Raw genomic sequence first — 15,781 nt, 5'->3', positions numbered from 1 at the left:
CATGAAAGAAGTCGAAAAAAACGAAATTAAGCGTCTGAGCGACCGCCTCGACGCCATTCGCCACCAGCAAGCCGATCTCTCGTTAGTTGAGGCGGCGGACAAATACGCTGAGCTGGAAAAAGAGAAAACTACGCTGGAAGCGGAAATCCTCCGTCTGCGCGAGCAATACACCCAGAAGCTGAGCAAAGAAGCGCAAAAGCTGATGAAAATGCCGTTCAGCCGGGCCATCACCAAAAAAGAGCAGGCGGATCTCGGCAAATTGAAAAAAAGCGTCCGTGGTCTGATAGTCGTACACCCGATGACAGCGCTGGGGCGTGAAATGGGTCTCGACGCCATGACTGGCTTTGCCAAAAGCGCCTTCTGACCATCCTGTTCACAGCACTTGCTTCCTGTATCGGAGCAAGTGCTGTCAAAATTGGCCCTACCAATCACCCTCTGATTTCCTCTGCTGTTCACAATTACATAAAATCATGTCACATCCCAATTGCCAGATAGCAACATTTGGATAACCATTCGTTATCACAAACCCTACACACAACCACTGGCAGGACCACTTTTACAAAACATGTGATGCAGAGATAAGCACAGACTTACCGCTCGCCTGTTTTACGGTGGTTCTCAGGAGACCTGCATGAATCTCTGGCAACAGAATTACGACCCGGCCGGCAATATCTGGCTATCCAGTCTGATCGCTTCACTGCCGATCCTGTTTTTCTTTTTTGCGCTCATCAAACTCAAATTAAAAGGCTATATCGCTGCGAGCTGGACCGTGGCAATCGCACTGGCAGTCGCGTTGCTGTTCTACGATATGCCGCTGGATCATGCCCTCGCCTCTGTGGTGTATGGTTTCTTCTACGGCCTGTGGCCAATCGCCTGGATCATTATCGCTGCGGTATTTGTCTATAAAATCTCGGTAAAAACCGGGCAGTTCGACATTATCCGTTCGTCGATTCTTTCAATCACCCCGGACCAGCGCCTGCAAATGCTGATTGTCGGCTTCTCGTTCGGTGCGTTTCTCGAAGGGGCGGCAGGGTTCGGCGCACCGGTGGCGATCACGGCTGCACTGCTGGTCGGGCTTGGTTTTAACCCACTGTATGCCGCCGGTTTGTGTTTGATCGTCAATACTGCACCAGTCGCTTTTGGCGCTATGGGCATTCCGATTCTGGTTGCCGGGCAAGTCACCGGATTGGACAGTTTTGAAATTGGCCAGATGGTAGGTCGTCAGTTGCCGTTCCTGACCATCATTGTGCTGTTCTGGATCATGGCGATTATGGACGGCTGGCGCGGCGTGAAAGAGACCTGGCCTGCGGTGATCGTGGCCGGTGGTTCGTTTGCCATTGCGCAGTATTTGAGTTCAAACTTTATCGGCCCGGAGCTGCCGGACATTATCTCGTCGCTGGTGTCACTGGTCTGTCTGACGCTGTTCCTCAAGCGCTGGAAACCGGTACGTATTTTCCGTTTTGGCGATATGGGCGCATCGCAGGTCGATCTCAATCTGCAACGCACCCACTACAGCGGCGGACAGATCCTGCGCGCCTGGTCACCGTTCCTGTTTCTGACCGCCACCGTCACGTTGTGGAGCGTCCCACCGTTCAAGGCTATGTTCGCCCCTGGCGGTGCGCTGTATGACTGGGTGTTCACTGTTTCCGTACCGCACCTGGATAAGCTGGTCGCCCGTATGCCGCCGGTGGTGAGCGCAGCCACGCCTTACGCAGCTATCTATAAATTTGACTGGTTCTCAGCGACCGGCACGGCCATTTTGTTTGCCGCTATCCTGTCGATTATCTGGCTGCGCATGAAGCCAAAAGATGCAGTCAGCACCTTTACCAGCACCTTGCGCGATCTGGCATTGCCGATTTACTCCATCGGAATGGTGCTGGCCTTTGCCTTTATTTCCAACTACTCCGGGCTCTCTTCAACGCTGGCATTAGCGCTGGCGCATACCGGCAACGCCTTTACCTTCTTCTCGCCCTTCCTTGGCTGGTTGGGGGTATTTCTTACCGGTTCGGATACCTCGTCGAATGCGCTGTTTGCCGCCTTGCAGGCCACTGCCGCTCAACAGATTGGCGTTTCAGATGTGCTGATGGTGGCAGCGAACACTACCGGCGGCGTTACCGGAAAAATGATTTCACCGCAATCCATCGCCATTGCCTGTGCGGCCGTTGGCTTGGTGGGGAAAGAGTCAGATCTGTTCCGCTTTACCGTTAAACACAGCCTGATTTTCACCTGTATGGTCGGTCTTATTACGACACTTCAGGCCTATGTGCTGACCTGGATGATCCCATGAAAGTGTTACCCAGACGCCTGACAGACGACGTTGTTGACCGTGTGCGAGCGTTGATTGCAGAGCAGCGACTGGAAGCGGGCATGAAATTGCCCGCTGAGCGCCAGCTTGCCGTACAGCTTGGCGTGTCGCGCAACTCATTACGTGAAGCATTGTCGCGACTGGTGAGCGAAGGCGTGTTGCTGAGTCGTCGCGGCGGCGGCACCTTTGTGCGCTGGCAGCACGATGAGTGGTCCGAACAAAACATTGTGCAGCCGTTAAAGACACTGCTGAATGACGATCCGGATTACAGCTTCGATATCCTTGAAGCGCGCCACGCCATCGAAGCGAGCACGGCCTGGCATGCGGCCATGCGCGCAACGGATGCAGACAAAGAGAAAATTGTCCTCTGTTTTGACGCCACACAATCCGACGATCCGGACCTGGCGTCACAAGCGGATGTGCGCTTCCACCTTGCCATCGCGGAAGCGTCGCACAACGTGGTGCTGCTCCAGACGATGCGGGGTTTTTTCGACCTGCTGCAATCCTCCGTGAAGCAGAGCCGCCAGCGTATGTACCTGGTTCCCCCCGTATTTTCACAGCTTACCGAACAGCACCAGGCAGTGATGAACGCCATTCTTGCCGGAGACGCCGAGGGCGCGCGTCAGGCGATGATGGCCCATCTTGGCTTCGTGCACACCACCATTCGCCAGTTCGATGAAGATCAGGCCCGACAGGCGCGGATCACCCGTCTGCCGGACGAACAGCATATTCACTCCAGGGAGAAAAAAGCATGATTATTTCCGCAGCCAGCGACTACCGCGCGGCAGCACAGCGCATTCTGCCGCCGTTTCTGTTTCACTATATCGATGGCGGCGCGTATGCCGAATATACCCTGCGCCGCAACGTTGAAGATTTATCCCAGGTCGCGCTGCGCCAGCGGGTGCTGAAAAATATGTCTGACCTCAGTCTAGACACCACGCTGTTTAACGAAAAACTCTCGATGCCTGTGGCGCTGGCACCGGTCGGATTATGCGGCATGTATGCGCGACGTGGCGAAGTACAGGCCGCAGGTGCAGCCGATGCGAAAGGCATTCCTTTTACCCTGTCAACGGTGTCCGTCTGCCCGATTGAAGAAGTTGCGCCTACCCTGAAACGGCCAATGTGGTTCCAGCTTTATGTCCTGCGCGATCGCGGCTTTATGCGTAATGCGCTGGAGCGCGCCAAAGCGGCAGGCTGCTCCACGCTGGTCTTTACCGTCGATATGCCAACACCCGGTGCACGTTACCGTGATGCACACTCCGGCATGAGTGGCCCGAATGCCGCCCTGCGCCGTTACTGGCAGGCCGTAACACACCCGCAATGGGCGTGGGATGTCGGCATGAACGGGCGTCCTCATGATTTGGGCAACATCTCAACGTATCTTGGCAAACCAACAGGCCTGGAAGACTACATTGGCTGGTTGGCGAAAAACTTCGATCCCTCGATTTCATGGAAAGACCTGGAGTGGATCCGCGAATTCTGGGATGGCCCGATGGTGATCAAAGGGATCCTGGATGCAGAAGATGCTCGCGACGCGGTGCGCTTTGGCGCAGATGGTATTGTGGTCTCCAACCACGGTGGCCGACAGCTCGACGGCGTACTCTCATCCGCGCGTGCGTTACCGGCTATCGCCGATGCGGTCAAAGGGGATATCGCTATTCTCGCCGACAGCGGTATCCGCAACGGTCTGGATGTCGTGCGTATGATTGCACTCGGTGCTGACACTGTCTTGCTGGGCCGTGCGTATCTCTACGCACTGGCAACGCACGGACGCCAGGGGGTGGCAAATCTGCTGGATTTAATTGAGAAAGAGATGAAGGTGGCGATGACGTTAACCGGCGCGAGATCGATTAGTGAAATCAGCAAAGATTCGCTGGTGCAGGAGTTGCGTCAGTTGCCCGCCGCATTGGCACCGCTGGCACATGGGGATGCGGCATAACCCTCACCCCGGCCCTCTCCCTGGAAGGGAGAGGGGGAAAACCACTGCCAGTTGGTCCCCTCTGCCCTTTGGGGAGCGAAAGTGAAAATCCTCACCAACCTGTCCCCTCTCCCCTTTGGGGAGCGAAAGTGAAAAACCGCTCCTGCCTGTCCCCTCTCCCCTTTGGGGAGCAAAAGTGAAAAACCGCTCCAGCCTGTCCCCTCTCCCCTTTGGGGAGCGAAAGTGAGAATCCGCACCAGCCTGTCTCCTCTCCCCTCTGGGGAGCGAAAGTGAAAATCCGCACCAGCCTGTCCCCTCTCCCCTCTGGGGAGAGGGTTAGGGTGAGGGGAAAAATCTGCTATTCTGCCCGGCGTTATCATCAGGGGCAGCATTATGTTAAACATTGTTTTATTCGAACCAGAAATCCCGCCTAACACCGGGAACATCATCCGCCTGTGCGCGAATACCGGCTTTAACCTGCATATTATCGAACCGATGGGATTTACCTGGGATGATAAGCGCCTGCGCCGCGCCGGGCTGGATTACCATGAGTTCGCCGCCGTGAAACGCCACCATGATTACGCCTCTTTTGTTGCCGCAGAGCAGCCGCAGCGTTTGTTCGCGCTGACCACCAAAGGTACGCCAGCACACAGCGCAGTGAGTTATCAGGACGGGGATTTTCTGATGTTTGGTCCGGAAACCCGCGGACTGCCGGCAACCATTCTTGATGTGCTGCCTGCTGAGCAGAAAATCCGCATACCGATGATGCCGGACAGCCGCAGTATGAACCTGTCAAACGCCGTATCGGTGGTGGTCTATGAGGCCTGGCGCCAGTTAGGTTACCCTGGTGCGGTACTGCGAAGCTGAGAAGTTAACGTGTCGGGTGGCGGGTATTAATCGGAAACGTGGGTAACACTTTTCTGGCGTTATTGGCGAAGGCAAATTGCACACGGACAGCGCGAAAAAAAACGGAGCGTACACACAGTACGCGAGGATTTTAAGCACTGCCCGGGGTCAGGCCGGCGAGTAAAATAGCCAGAAAATTAAATTCCGTCGCCGTATTCAAACCCGTGGTTAATACCATTGAAATGCTGATCCATATCCATCGACGGCTTATCACTCTCCGGTTTGCCCACAATGCGCGCCGGAACGCCTGCGGCGGTGGTGTGCGGCGGTACGGGCTGTAACACCACGGAGCCTGCGCCGATTTTCGCACCGCGACCGACTTCGATATTGCCCAGGATTTTCGCGCCTGCACCAATCATCACACCTTCGCGGATCTTCGGATGACGGTCTCCCGACGTTTTCCCGGTCCCGCCAAGGGTTACCGATTGCAGAATCGACACATCATCTTCGATAACAGCGGTTTCCCCCACCACAATGCCGGTTGCATGGTCGAGCATAATGCCGCGACCGATTTTCGCCGCCGGGTGAATGTCCACCTGGAAGCTCACCGACACCTGGTTTTGCAGGAAAATCGCCAGTGCACGACGCCCCTGTAACCACAGCCAGTGCCCAATCCGATACGCCTGCAGCGCGTGAAAACCTTTCAAATAAAGTAGCGGCGTGGAGTACTTATCTACCGCCGGATCGCGGGTCCGCACAGCCTGAATATCGCAAGCGGCGGAAGCAATCATTTCTGGATCCGCTGCATAGGCTTCTTCCACCACTTCGCGAATAGCGATAGCTGGCATAATCGGCGAGGCCAGCTTGTTTGCCAGCATATAACTCAGCGCGCTGCCCAGATTTTCATGTTTGAGCAGCGTGGCATGGTAAAAACTGGCCAGCATGGGCTCGCAATCCGCCAGCGCACGGGCTTCGGCTTTGATATTGTTCCAGACCAGATCCAGTTCTTCACACGCCATTGCTTACTCCAGAATATCTGCGTTTCAATACGCAACATCAGCCAGACTGCCTCGGGACAGCAAATCTGAGCAGCCCCGGCGGCTTACGCAAGTAAGCGACTGGGGATGCGCAGGCGCAACCAACAAGGAAGCAGCCTGAAAGATAATGTGTATTTAGTGATTGCTGCGCTCGTCTTTACGCGCACGACCTAATAGCGTCAATGCTGCCTCGCGCGCATTTTTTCCGCAATACAATACCTGATAAATTTCCTCGGTTATTGGCATTTCAACGCCAAACCGGTGCGCCAGCGCGCGCACTTCTTTGGTATTGCGGTAACCTTCGACCACCTGACCAATTTTGTCCTGGGCGCTTTGCACGTCCATTCCCTGGCCAAGCATCATGCCAAAACGGCGGTTACGCGACTGGTTATCGGTGCAGGTCAGCACCAGATCGCCCAAACCAGCCATGCCCATAAAGGTTGCCGGATCGGCACCCAGCGCAGCGCCCAGGCGTGACATTTCCGTCAGGCCGCGGGTAATCAGCGCAGTACGGGCATTCGCGCCAAAGCCGATGCCATCAGACATGCCCGCGCCAATCGCTATCACGTTTTTCACTGCACCGCCAAGCTGCACGCCAATGAAGTCAGGATTGCTGTAAACGCGAAAACTTTTGCCACAGTGCAAAAGCTGCTGCAGATCGTCGGCGAACTGCGGGTCGGTCGATGCCAGCGAAATCGCCGTAGGCAAACCTGCCGCCAGCTCTTTCGCAAAGGTCGGGCCGGAGATCACCGCCAGCGGAATATCCGGACCTAAGACTTCGCGTGCGACATCTTCTAACAGACGCCCCGTTTCCGCCTCCAGGCCTTTTGTTGCCCAGACAATGCGCGCGTCCTGGCGCATCAGCGGTTTGATCTGCGCCAGTACCTCGCCAAAGACATGGCTTGGCACCACCACCAGAATATTGCGGCTGGCAGCGAGTGCACGCGTAAGGTCGCTTTCTAATTGCAGGGTGTCAGGGAAAGGCACATCGGGGAGAAACGCCGCATTGCAGCGATCATGCTGCAGGGTCGCGATATGTTTAGGGTCATGGCCCCAGAGCACAACCTGGTGGCCGTTTCTTGCCAGGGTGATGGCAAGAGCGGTGCCGTAAGAGCCGGCACCGATCACAGTCATTGCAGCATTAAGTGCGTTCATCAGGCATCCTGATGTTGTTCAGCACCTTCGCCAGTCTGCTGTTGCAGGTAGTTCATGAACAGCGCATCAAAGTTAACTGGCGCAAGGTTCAGTTGCGGGAAAGTACCGCGGGACACCAGGCTGGTGATGCACTCACGCGCATACGGGAACAGGATGTTCGGGCAGTATGCACCAAGGCAATGCGCCATCTGGGTACCTTCGATACCGTCGATGGAGAAGATACCGCCCTGTTGCACTTCGCACAGGAAGCCAGTCTCTTCGCCCAGGGAAGCGGTTACGGTAACGCGCAGAACCACTTCATAAACGCCTTCCGCCAGTTGAGTAGAGGCGGTGTCGAGGTCCAGTTTCACTTCCGGCTGCCACTCTTTCTGGAAGATGTGCGGCGCGTTCGGCGCTTCGAAAGAGATATCTTTCGTATAAATACGCTGAATCTGGAAAGTCATTTCGGTGTTGTTTTGTTCGGACATGAGTGAATAACCCTTTAGTGTTGTAGTGCTTTAAAGCATTAACGCAACAGCGGATCCAGCCCGCCACGCGCGTCCAGCGCATATAAATCGTCACAGCCGCCAATGTGCTGCGCATCGATAAAAATCTGCGGAACCGTTGTACGGCCACTACGTTGAATCATCTCTTCACGTTTTACCGCGTCGCCGTCAATCGGCAACTCAGCAAAAGTCACGCCTTTGCTGTTCAGAAGCGCTTTCGCACGGTGGCAAAACGGGCAGGTTGCTTTCGTGTAGATCTCAATATTGGCCATAACTCTTCTCCAGATTTGACCCCGCGGGAGATCTCCCGCCGGGCAAATTATTTACCGCGAACTAACGGCAGGTTCTCTCCGATCCAACCGGAGATACCGTCTTTCAGTACGTAGACTTTTTCGAAGCCCGCGTTCGTCAGTGCATTTGCCGGCGCCTGCGCCTGCATGCCAGTGCCATCAACCACGATAACCGGCGCGCTTTTATGTTTCTCAAGCTCACCTACATTATTGGCTTTGATCTCGTTTGGCAGCAAATTCACGGAACCTGCAATGTGACCTTTACGGAAATCATCACGCTGGCGCAGATCCACCACCACGGCATCTTCTTTGTTGATAAGACGCGTGGCTTCGCCGCGAGAAATCACTTTCACTTTAGACGCGATGCCTTTGAAAGTGGTGAACAGCACGGCCCCGAGTAACGCGACCCAGGCGATACACAGTATGGGGTTGCGGCTGATAAATTGCATAATTTCTTGCATCTGGGGTAACGACTCCCGACTGAGTGATAAAAAAACCAGGAAAGGAGTATACCTGCGCAGTGTGGCAAATACAGCCAGCGAGCGCGATGGAATGCATTTTCTGCGGAGTGTTACGAAAAAAATGATTAAAGGCGGTGAAAACAGGCGTCAGCGCAGGCGCTTTTTTTGATCTTCTGAGGCTATTTGATCGATTCAGCTGTAGTAAAATTACGCAAAATTTTTTTGTCTTTGAGCATGAGGTTGTCGCAATGTCGGTTTCTAAAAAACCTATGGTACTGGTGATTCTGGATGGCTACGGCTACCGTGAAGACCAACAGGATAACGCTATTTTCAACGCAAAGACCCCGGTGATGGACCAACTGTGGGCAAACCGTCCTCATACCCTGATTGACGCATCCGGTCTCGAAGTAGGCCTGCCGGATCGCCAGATGGGCAACTCCGAAGTCGGCCACGTTAACCTGGGCGCCGGTCGTATTGTTTACCAGGACCTGACCCGCCTGGACGTGGAAATCAAAGAACGCACGTTCTTCAGCAACCCGGTGCTGTCCGGCGCGGTGGACAAAGCCGTTGCCGCTGGCAAAGCAGTGCACATCATGGGCCTGCTCTCTGCGGGTGGCGTGCACAGCCATGAAGACCATATCATGGCGATGGTGGAACTGGCGGCGGAACGCGGCGCAGAAAAAATCTATCTGCACGCTTTCCTCGACGGACGTGATACCCCGCCGCGCAGCGCTGAATCTTCACTGAAAAAATTCGAAGACAAATTCGCCGCGCTCGGTAAGGGCCGCGTTGCCTCTATTATCGGTCGTTATTTCGCGATGGACCGCGATAACCGCTGGGATCGCGTTGAGCAAGCTTACGACCTGATGACGCAGGCCAAAGGCGAGTTCACTTTCGATAGCGCCGTTGCCGGTTTGCAGGCGGCCTATGCGCGCGATGAAAACGACGAATTCGTGAAAGCCACCGTAATCCGCGCAGCAGGTCAACCGGACGCCGCCATGCAAGATGGCGATGCGCTGATTTTCATGAACTTCCGCGCTGACCGTGCGCGCGAAATTACCCGTGCGTTCGTTAATGCGGACTTTGACGGATTTGCGCGTAAGAAAGTGGTTAAGCTGGGCGATTTCGTCATGCTGACTGAATATGCTGCCGATATCAAAACAGCGGTCGCTTACCCGCCAGCCTCTCTGGCGAATACGTTCGGCGAATGGATGGCGAAGAAAAACAGAACCCAGTTGCGTATTTCCGAAACGGAAAAATACGCGCACGTGACGTTCTTCTTTAACGGTGGCGTAGAAGAGCCGTTCCCGGGCGAAGATCGCATTCTGATCAACTCTCCGAAAGTGGCGACTTACGATCTGCAGCCTGAAATGAGCTCTGCAGAATTGACTGAAAAACTGGTCGCCGCCATCACCAGCGGCAAATACGACACCATTATTTGTAACTACCCGAATGGCGATATGGTCGGTCATACCGGTGTGTTTGAAGCCGCGGTTGCCGCCGTTGAAGCGCTGGATCACTGCGTTGAGCAGGTCGTCAAAGCGGTTGAATCTGTGGGGGGACAGTTACTGATCACCGCAGACCACGGCAACGCTGAACAGATGCGTGACCCCTCAACCGGTCAGGCGCACACCGCGCACACTAACCTGCCAGTGCCGCTGATCTACGTTGGCGACAAAGCCGTGAACGCCATCGCAGGCGGCAAACTCTCTGATATCGCGCCGACCATGCTGACGCTGATGGGAGAGGAAATCCCGCAAGAGATGACTGGTAAGCCGCTGTTCATCGTGGAATAATCCCTCCCCATGAGGGGAAAGGCGATTTTTTCAATTACATGGGGCGGACTCCGTCCCCTGCTCTGCGCCAGCGCACTCTGCGCTGGCGCATTGCTGTGCGCCGTATCCGCCCATGCGGATGACCGCGATCAGCTCAAATCCATTCAGGCCGATATTGCCGAGAAAGAGCGTGCAGTACGCCAGCAACAGCAGCAACGTTCCGGCCTTCTCGCCCAGTTAAAGGCGCAAGAACAGGCGATTTCCGCCGCCGCACGTCAGTTACACGAAACGCAAAGCACCCTCGCCCAGTTGAATAAACAAATTGATGAGATGAATGCGTCAATCGCCAAACTGGAACGCCAGCGCGCGACCCAGGAGCGTAATCTTGCCGCGCAGCTCGATGCCGCCTTCCGTCAGGGCGAACACTCCGGCATTCAACTGATCTTAAGCGGTGAAGAGGGCCAGCGCGGTCAGCGTTTGCAGGCCTATTTCGGCTATCTCAACCAGGCGCGACAGGAAACCATCGCCCAGTTGAAGCAAACCCGTGAAGAGGTGGCCGCGCAAAAAGCCGAACTGGAAGAAAAACAGAGCCAGCAACAGACACTGCTGTATGAGCAAAAAGCCCAGCAGGCGAAGCTGGAGCAAGCGCGCAGTGAGCGGCAAAAAACCCTGAATGGCCTTGAATCCTCTATTCAGGAAGGTCAGCAGCAACTGAGCGAAATGCGCGCCAACGAATCACGTTTGCGTGACCGCCTTGCCCGGGCGGAAGCGGCAGCAAAAGCACGCGCGGAGCGCGAAGCCCGCGAAGCGCAGGCCGTACGGGACCGTCAGAAAGACGCCAGCCGCAAAGGCACAACCTACAAACCCACCGAAAGCGAGCGCTCGCTGATGTCCCGTACTGGTGGGCTTGGCTCACCGTCTGGCCAGGCCGTCTGGCCTGTTCGCGGCCCATTACTGCATCGCTATGGCGAACAGTTGCAGGGTGAGCTACGTTGGAAAGGGATTGTTATCGGTGCGTCTGAAGGCAGCGAAGTCAAAGCGGTTGCCGATGGCCGCGTTATTCTTGCCGACTGGCTGCAAGGCTATGGTCTGGTGGTGGTGGTTGAGCACGGGAAGGGCGATATGAGCCTGTACGGCTACAACCAGAGTGCACTGGTCAGCGTGGGAACGCAGGTGCGCGCAGGCCAACCGATAGCACTCGTTGGCAGCAGTGGCGGTCAGGGCCGGCCATCACTCTATTTCGAAATTCGCCGTCAGGGTCAGGCGGTCAATCCACAACCGTGGTTGGGAAGATAAGTTTTGCTTCAATTTCGTCGTCTTTTTCTCGCGCTTACCAGCGTGCTGGCATTTTCTTCACCGGTTATGGCCGGAAAACTGGCCATCGTTATTGACGATTTTGGCTATCGCCCGCAGACGGAAAACCAGGTGCTGGCTATGCCGTCCGCCGTCTCTGTCGCGGTTCTACCCAATGCAACGTATGCCCGGGAAATGGCCACTAAAGCCCATAATAGCGGCCATGAAGTGTTGATCCATCTGCCCATGGCACCTCTCAGTAAGCAACCGCTGGAAAAAGACACCCTGCGCCCTGACATGAGCAGTGCGGAAATAGAACGCATCATCAGCGATGCGGTCAGCAAAGTCCCTTACGCCGTCGGGTTGAATAACCATATGGGCAGTGCGATGACCTCCAGTCTGTTCGGCATGCAAAAGGTGATGCAGGCGCTGGAGCGTTATAACCTCTATTTTCTTGACAGCATGACCATCGGTAACAGTCAGGCGGTACGCGCAGCGGCCGGTACCGGTGTTAAAGTGATTAAGCGCAAGGTGTTCCTCGACGATACGCAAAACGAGGGCGATATCCGCCGTCAGTTTGAAAGGGCCGTCGAACTGGCGCGCCGCAACGGTTCTGCTATCGCGATTGGGCATCCGCACCCGGCTACCGTTCGCGTATTACAGCAGGTCATTTATAACCTGCCTGCGGATATTACCCTGGTGCGCCCGGGCACCCTGCTGAACGAACCGCAAACAGAGACCTCAACACCCGGCGGCGTGATACCTCAGCCGCCGCGTAACCCCTTCCGTGGTGTGAAACTCTGTAAAGCGAAGCAGAAACCTGCGCCGGTTTACGCCACCCGCTTCTTTAACGTAGTGAGTGAAAGTGTTGGTGAGAATACGCTGGTTCGTTATTTCAGGAACCAGTGGCAAGGCTGGAAGACGCCCCAAGCTTAAACCACCCGTTTGTTATGTTCTTTTGTCCTCGCGGAGGATTTTTCCTCCGCATGGGCATACCAAGCTTTAAAATATTTCATGAAGCTATAGAGCGTGGCATATAACCCAGTCGCGGCACCAACCTTACCCTCGCGCCACGCCCCACTGAACACATACCATTTAAAAAACGCGCCAATAGCGCTAATGATCCCACGGGTGATGGATGGTCTGACAGGATTGTATTTCACCAGCCGTGTCGTGTAGCCATTGAGCTTATTAAACATCTCATGCAGGGTATAAAACGTATCGTGACGAACCCGGCCGGGCATTTTCGCGCAGGTGAGCGCGCCGACCACCTGATCATCCACCGGGCGATCGTTAAACCGCGCACACTGGCGGTTAAATAAACGCACCGGGAAATCGGGTGAAGAGATGGGATACAGGGTACGAACTTCCTGCCCCAACACGTACCAGTAGCGTGGTAAACGCCAGGCATGATCGCGCAACGGCTCATGGCCTGCTTTAAGCTTCAGAATAAAATCTACCACCCGATCATCGAGGATCTCATCGCTGTCCATACATAGCACCCAGTCGTGAGCCGCAAGTTGGATAGCATAATTCATCTGCTGACCATGCATGTCATAGGGACGCTGATGGACGTTAACACCATAATCCCGGCAAATATCGAGCGTCGCGTCCGTACTGCCGGAATCAACCACCACGAAATCATCCGCCACAATAATGAGCGGCGGTAACACTTCCCGTAATAGTCGCGCTGAATTGTATGTCAGCAGACATACCGATACTTTGAACATAAGGAAGACCACACATCAAAGTTAAACCGTTGCTCAACAGGTTAATCGCCTTGATGCAAACGGGTAGGGAAATTGTGCGATTAAACGAAATAAAAATTGGGGAATGTGAGGAGAGTTGTAAAAAAAGGGCGCCTGTCAGCGCCCTTCTGTTTTGTTAGTCCCAGCTCAGGATGACCTTGCCGGAATGCCCTGAGCGCATCGCGTCAAAGCCCTGCTGGAAGTCATCAACGCTGAAACGGTGGGTGATGATCGGTGAGAGATCCAGACCAGACTGGATCAATGCCGCCATCTTATACCAGGTTTCGAACATCTCACGGCCATAAATACCTTTAATAAACAGCCCCTTGAAGATGACTTTATTCCAGTCGATGGACATATCCGACGGGGGAATACCCAACATGGCAATGCGACCACCGTGGTTCATGGTGTCGAGCATCGTACGGAATGCCGGCGGCGCACCGGACATCTCGAGCCCCACATCGAAGCCTTCCGTCATGCCCAGTTCCGCCATCACATCCGCCAGGCTCTCTTTGGCAACGTTTACCGCACGGGTCACACCCATTTTCTTTGCCAGTTCAAGGCGATACTCGTTCACGTCGGTGATCACCACATGACGCGCCCCTACGTGTTTTGCCACTGCCGCAGCCATAATGCCGATCGGCCCTGCGCCGGAAACCAGGACATCTTCGCCCACCAGATCGAAGGAGAGCGCCGTGTGCACCGCATTGCCGAACGGGTCGAAAATCGACGCCAGATCGTCAGAGATATTGTCCGGGATTTTGAACGCGTTAAACGCCGGGATCACCAGATATTCTGCGAAACACCCCGGACGGTTAACGCCAACGCCGACGGTATTGCGGCACAGGTGCGTACGCCCCGCGCGACAGTTACGGCAGTGCCCACACGTAATATGGCCTTCTCCGGAAACGCGATCGCCAATGTTGAAACCTTTTACTTCCTGGCCGATACCGACCACTTCCCCCACGTATTCATGGCCGACAACCATCGGGACCGGAATGGTTTTTTTCGACCAGTCGTCCCAGTTGTAGATGTGCACGTCGGTTCCACAAATCGCGGTTTTGCGAATTTTAATCAGCAGATCGTTATGCCCGACTTCCGGTTCCGGTACGTCGGTCATCCAGATGCCTTCTTCCGCTTTCAGTTTGGATAACGCTTTCATCGTGGTCCTCAGGCAATCACGCCCAGTTGTTTACCAATGCGGATAAACGCAGCCACCGCACGCTCAATTTGCTCAGGGCTATGCGCCGCAGACATCTGCGTACGGATACGCGCCTGACCTTTCGGCACCACCGGGTAGAAGAACCCCGTGACGTAAATCCCCTCTTTTTGCAGCTCACGGGCAAAGTTCTGCGCCACCACGGCATCGCCCAGCATCACCGGAATAATGGCGTGATCGGCACCCGCCAGTGTAAAACCTGCGGCGGTCATTTTTTCGCGGAACAGACGTGCGTTAGACCACAGGCGATCGCGCAATTCCGCGCCAGAAGCCAGCATCTCCAGCACTTTAATGGACGCAGCGACAATCGCTGGCGCCAACGAGTTGGAGAACAGATAAGGACGCGAACGTTGGCGCAACCACTCCACCACTTCTTTACGCGCCGCGGTATAACCGCCGGATGCGCCACCCAGCGCCTTGCCCAGCGTACCGGTAATAATGTCGACACGACCCATCACGTCGCAATACTCATGCGTACCGCGCCCATTCGCGCCAACAAAGCCCACCGCGTGAGAATCATCCACCATCACCAGCGCATTGTATTTATCCGCCAGATCGCACACGCCTTTCAGGTTGGCAATCACGCCATCCATTGAGAACACGCCATCGGTAGCAATCAGCACATGACGTGCGCCCGCTTCGCGTGCTTCTTTCAGACGCGCTTCCAGCTCTTGCATATCGTTATTGGCATAACGGTAGCGTTTAGCCTTGCACAGACGCACGCCGTCAATGATTGAAGCATGGTTCAGGGCGTCAGAGATAATGGCGTCTTCCGCGCCGAGCAGGGTTTCAAACAACCCGCCATTGGCATCGAAACAGGAGGAGTACAGGATGGCATCTTCCATACCGAGGAACTCGGCCAGCTTCTGCTCCAGCACTTTGTGACTATCCTGAGTGCCGCAAATAAAACGTACCGAGGCCATACCAAAACCGTGGCTGTCCATACCAGCTTTCGCCGCGGCAATCAGATCGGGGTGGTTAGCCAGGCCAAGGTAGTTATTGGCGCAGAAGTTAATGACATGGCTACCATTCGCCACAGTGATGTCGGCCTGCTGTGCCGACGTGATAATGCGTTCTTCTTTAAACAGACCTTCCGCCCGTGCGGTTTCCAGGTCGTTCGTTAACTGCTGATAAAAATCCCCACGCATCGCAATTCTCCAGACAGGGCAAATTTCGGCACATATTACCCAAAGCTATACGGTGATACGAGATGACACATCATCCATTATCGATTTTGTAGCATAAATCA

General features: G+C 55.1%; 16 protein-coding genes. 8 read left to right on the top strand and 8 right to left on the bottom strand.

All coding sequences use genetic code 11. From position 1 onward, the window contains the following. The first annotated feature begins 1 nt into the window (after nt 1). The 5 genes from GA0061071_RS11735 (at nt 2) to trmL (ending at nt 5,090) form a co-directional block, all read left to right on the top strand. Nucleotides 2-364, top strand: a complete 363-nt coding sequence (locus GA0061071_RS11735) for a YibL family ribosome-associated protein (RefSeq protein WP_088238269.1) — start codon at nt 2-4, stop codon at nt 362-364. A 267-nt stretch (nt 365-631) separates the two neighbouring features. After that, nucleotides 632-2,287, top strand: a complete 1,656-nt coding sequence (gene lldP / locus GA0061071_RS11730; protein WP_061492529.1) for an L-lactate permease — start codon at nt 632-634, stop codon at nt 2,285-2,287. Next, nucleotides 2,284-3,060 carry a transcriptional regulator LldR gene (lldR, locus tag GA0061071_RS11725; protein ID WP_061492528.1) on the top strand — a complete coding sequence of 259 codons (777 nt, stop codon included), beginning with the start codon at nt 2,284-2,286 and terminating at the stop codon, nt 3,058-3,060. The genes lldP and lldR overlap by 4 nt, the downstream gene beginning before the upstream one ends. After that, a complete protein-coding gene (gene lldD, locus GA0061071_RS11720; protein WP_088238268.1) occupies nt 3,057-4,244 on the top strand; it encodes an FMN-dependent L-lactate dehydrogenase LldD in 1,188 nt (395 codons plus the stop codon). The genes lldR and lldD overlap by 4 nt, the downstream gene beginning before the upstream one ends. 372 nt (nt 4,245-4,616) lie before the next feature. Continuing rightward, entirely contained in the window at nt 4,617-5,090 is a 474-nt protein-coding gene (trmL, locus tag GA0061071_RS11715) for a tRNA (uridine(34)/cytosine(34)/5-carboxymethylaminomethyluridine(34)-2'-O)-methyltransferase TrmL (RefSeq protein ID WP_088238267.1), read from the top strand. A gap of 176 nt (nt 5,091-5,266) precedes the next feature. Here trmL and cysE read toward each other — a convergent pair whose 3' ends face one another. The 5 genes from cysE to GA0061071_RS11690 form a co-directional block, all read right to left on the bottom strand. After that, nucleotides 5,267-6,088: a serine O-acetyltransferase gene (gene cysE, locus GA0061071_RS11710; RefSeq protein WP_061492524.1), complete on the bottom strand. Its 822-nt coding sequence runs from the start codon at nt 6,086-6,088 to the stop codon at nt 5,267-5,269. Nucleotides 6,089-6,241: 153 nt separating this feature from the next. Next, nucleotides 6,242-7,261, bottom strand: a complete 1,020-nt coding sequence (gpsA, locus tag GA0061071_RS11705) for an NAD(P)H-dependent glycerol-3-phosphate dehydrogenase (RefSeq protein WP_061492523.1) — start codon at nt 7,259-7,261, stop codon at nt 6,242-6,244. Then, a complete protein-coding gene (gene secB, locus GA0061071_RS11700; RefSeq protein WP_017458193.1) occupies nt 7,261-7,728 on the bottom strand; it encodes a protein-export chaperone SecB in 468 nt (155 codons plus the stop codon). The genes gpsA and secB overlap by 1 nt, the downstream gene beginning before the upstream one ends. A gap of 38 nt (nt 7,729-7,766) precedes the next feature. Beyond that, nucleotides 7,767-8,018, bottom strand: a complete 252-nt coding sequence (gene grxC / locus GA0061071_RS11695; RefSeq protein WP_061492522.1) for a glutaredoxin 3 — start codon at nt 8,016-8,018, stop codon at nt 7,767-7,769. 47 nt (nt 8,019-8,065) lie between these two features. After that, the gene (locus GA0061071_RS11690) at nt 8,066-8,497 is read right to left on the bottom strand and encodes a rhodanese-like domain-containing protein (RefSeq protein WP_061492521.1); all 432 of its coding nucleotides are present in this window, start codon (nt 8,495-8,497) and stop codon (nt 8,066-8,068) included. Nucleotides 8,498-8,745: 248 nt separating this feature from the next. Between GA0061071_RS11690 and gpmM the strand changes: the two genes are divergently transcribed. Genes gpmM through GA0061071_RS11675 form a run of 3 tightly spaced genes read left to right on the top strand, consistent with a single transcriptional unit; the run spans nt 8,746 to nt 12,501 of the window. Then, a complete protein-coding gene (gene gpmM, locus GA0061071_RS11685; RefSeq protein WP_088238266.1) occupies nt 8,746-10,293 on the top strand; it encodes a 2,3-bisphosphoglycerate-independent phosphoglycerate mutase in 1,548 nt (515 codons plus the stop codon). 9 nt (nt 10,294-10,302) lie between these two features. Next, the gene (gene envC / locus GA0061071_RS11680; RefSeq protein WP_061492520.1) at nt 10,303-11,568 is read left to right on the top strand and encodes a murein hydrolase activator EnvC; all 1,266 of its coding nucleotides are present in this window, start codon (nt 10,303-10,305) and stop codon (nt 11,566-11,568) included. A 3-nt stretch (nt 11,569-11,571) separates the two neighbouring features. Next, nucleotides 11,572-12,501, top strand: a complete 930-nt coding sequence (locus GA0061071_RS11675) for a divergent polysaccharide deacetylase family protein (protein WP_061492519.1) — start codon at nt 11,572-11,574, stop codon at nt 12,499-12,501. Here the strand turns inward: GA0061071_RS11675 and GA0061071_RS11670 are convergent. The 3 genes from GA0061071_RS11670 to kbl all read right to left on the bottom strand — a co-directional run bounded on the left by GA0061071_RS11670 (nt 12,498) and on the right by kbl (nt 15,680). After that, the gene (locus GA0061071_RS11670; RefSeq protein WP_061492518.1) at nt 12,498-13,295 is read right to left on the bottom strand and encodes a glycosyltransferase family 2 protein; all 798 of its coding nucleotides are present in this window, start codon (nt 13,293-13,295) and stop codon (nt 12,498-12,500) included. The two genes, GA0061071_RS11675 and GA0061071_RS11670, sit on opposite strands and share 4 nt — an antisense overlap. 154 nt (nt 13,296-13,449) lie before the next feature. Then, nucleotides 13,450-14,475, bottom strand: coding sequence for an L-threonine 3-dehydrogenase (gene tdh / locus GA0061071_RS11665; protein WP_061492517.1), 1,026 nt, complete (start codon nt 14,473-14,475; stop codon nt 13,450-13,452). Nucleotides 14,476-14,483: 8 nt separating this feature from the next. Then, nucleotides 14,484-15,680: a glycine C-acetyltransferase gene (gene kbl, locus GA0061071_RS11660; protein WP_088238265.1), complete on the bottom strand. Its 1,197-nt coding sequence runs from the start codon at nt 15,678-15,680 to the stop codon at nt 14,484-14,486. Nucleotides 15,681-15,781: the final 101 nt, after the last annotated feature.

The organism is Kosakonia oryzendophytica (assembly GCF_900094925.1).
Lineage (GTDB): Bacteria > Pseudomonadota > Gammaproteobacteria > Enterobacterales > Enterobacteriaceae > Kosakonia > Kosakonia oryzendophytica.
This window is presented reverse-complemented; position numbering and strand designations above follow the sequence as displayed.

Bases quoted from the DNA above. Each gene is read 5' to 3' on its own strand.
- secB (WP_017458193.1), bottom strand. From the start codon at position 7,728: ATGTCCGAACAAAACAACACCGAAATGACTTTCCAGATTCAGCGTATT.
- GA0061071_RS11690 (WP_061492521.1), bottom strand. From the start codon at position 8,497: ATGCAAGAAATTATGCAATTTATCAGCCGCAACCCCATACTGTGTATC.
- grxC (WP_061492522.1), bottom strand. From the start codon at position 8,018: ATGGCCAATATTGAGATCTACACGAAAGCAACCTGCCCGTTTTGCCAC.
- cysE (WP_061492524.1), bottom strand. From the start codon at position 6,088: ATGGCGTGTGAAGAACTGGATCTGGTCTGGAACAATATCAAAGCCGAA.
- lldD (WP_088238268.1), top strand. From the start codon at position 3,057: ATGATTATTTCCGCAGCCAGCGACTACCGCGCGGCAGCACAGCGCATT.
- gpsA (WP_061492523.1), bottom strand. From the start codon at position 7,261: ATGAACGCACTTAATGCTGCAATGACTGTGATCGGTGCCGGCTCTTAC.
- lldR (WP_061492528.1), top strand. From the start codon at position 2,284: ATGAAAGTGTTACCCAGACGCCTGACAGACGACGTTGTTGACCGTGTG.
- trmL (WP_088238267.1), top strand. From the start codon at position 4,617: ATGTTAAACATTGTTTTATTCGAACCAGAAATCCCGCCTAACACCGGG.
- gpmM (WP_088238266.1), top strand. From the start codon at position 8,746: ATGTCGGTTTCTAAAAAACCTATGGTACTGGTGATTCTGGATGGCTAC.
- GA0061071_RS11670 (WP_061492518.1), bottom strand. From the start codon at position 13,295: ATGTTCAAAGTATCGGTATGTCTGCTGACATACAATTCAGCGCGACTA.
- GA0061071_RS11735 (WP_088238269.1), top strand. From the start codon at position 2: ATGAAAGAAGTCGAAAAAAACGAAATTAAGCGTCTGAGCGACCGCCTC.
- envC (WP_061492520.1), top strand. From the start codon at position 10,303: ATGAGGGGAAAGGCGATTTTTTCAATTACATGGGGCGGACTCCGTCCC.
- tdh (WP_061492517.1), bottom strand. From the start codon at position 14,475: ATGAAAGCGTTATCCAAACTGAAAGCGGAAGAAGGCATCTGGATGACC.
- kbl (WP_088238265.1), bottom strand. From the start codon at position 15,680: ATGCGTGGGGATTTTTATCAGCAGTTAACGAACGACCTGGAAACCGCA.
- lldP (WP_061492529.1), top strand. From the start codon at position 632: ATGAATCTCTGGCAACAGAATTACGACCCGGCCGGCAATATCTGGCTA.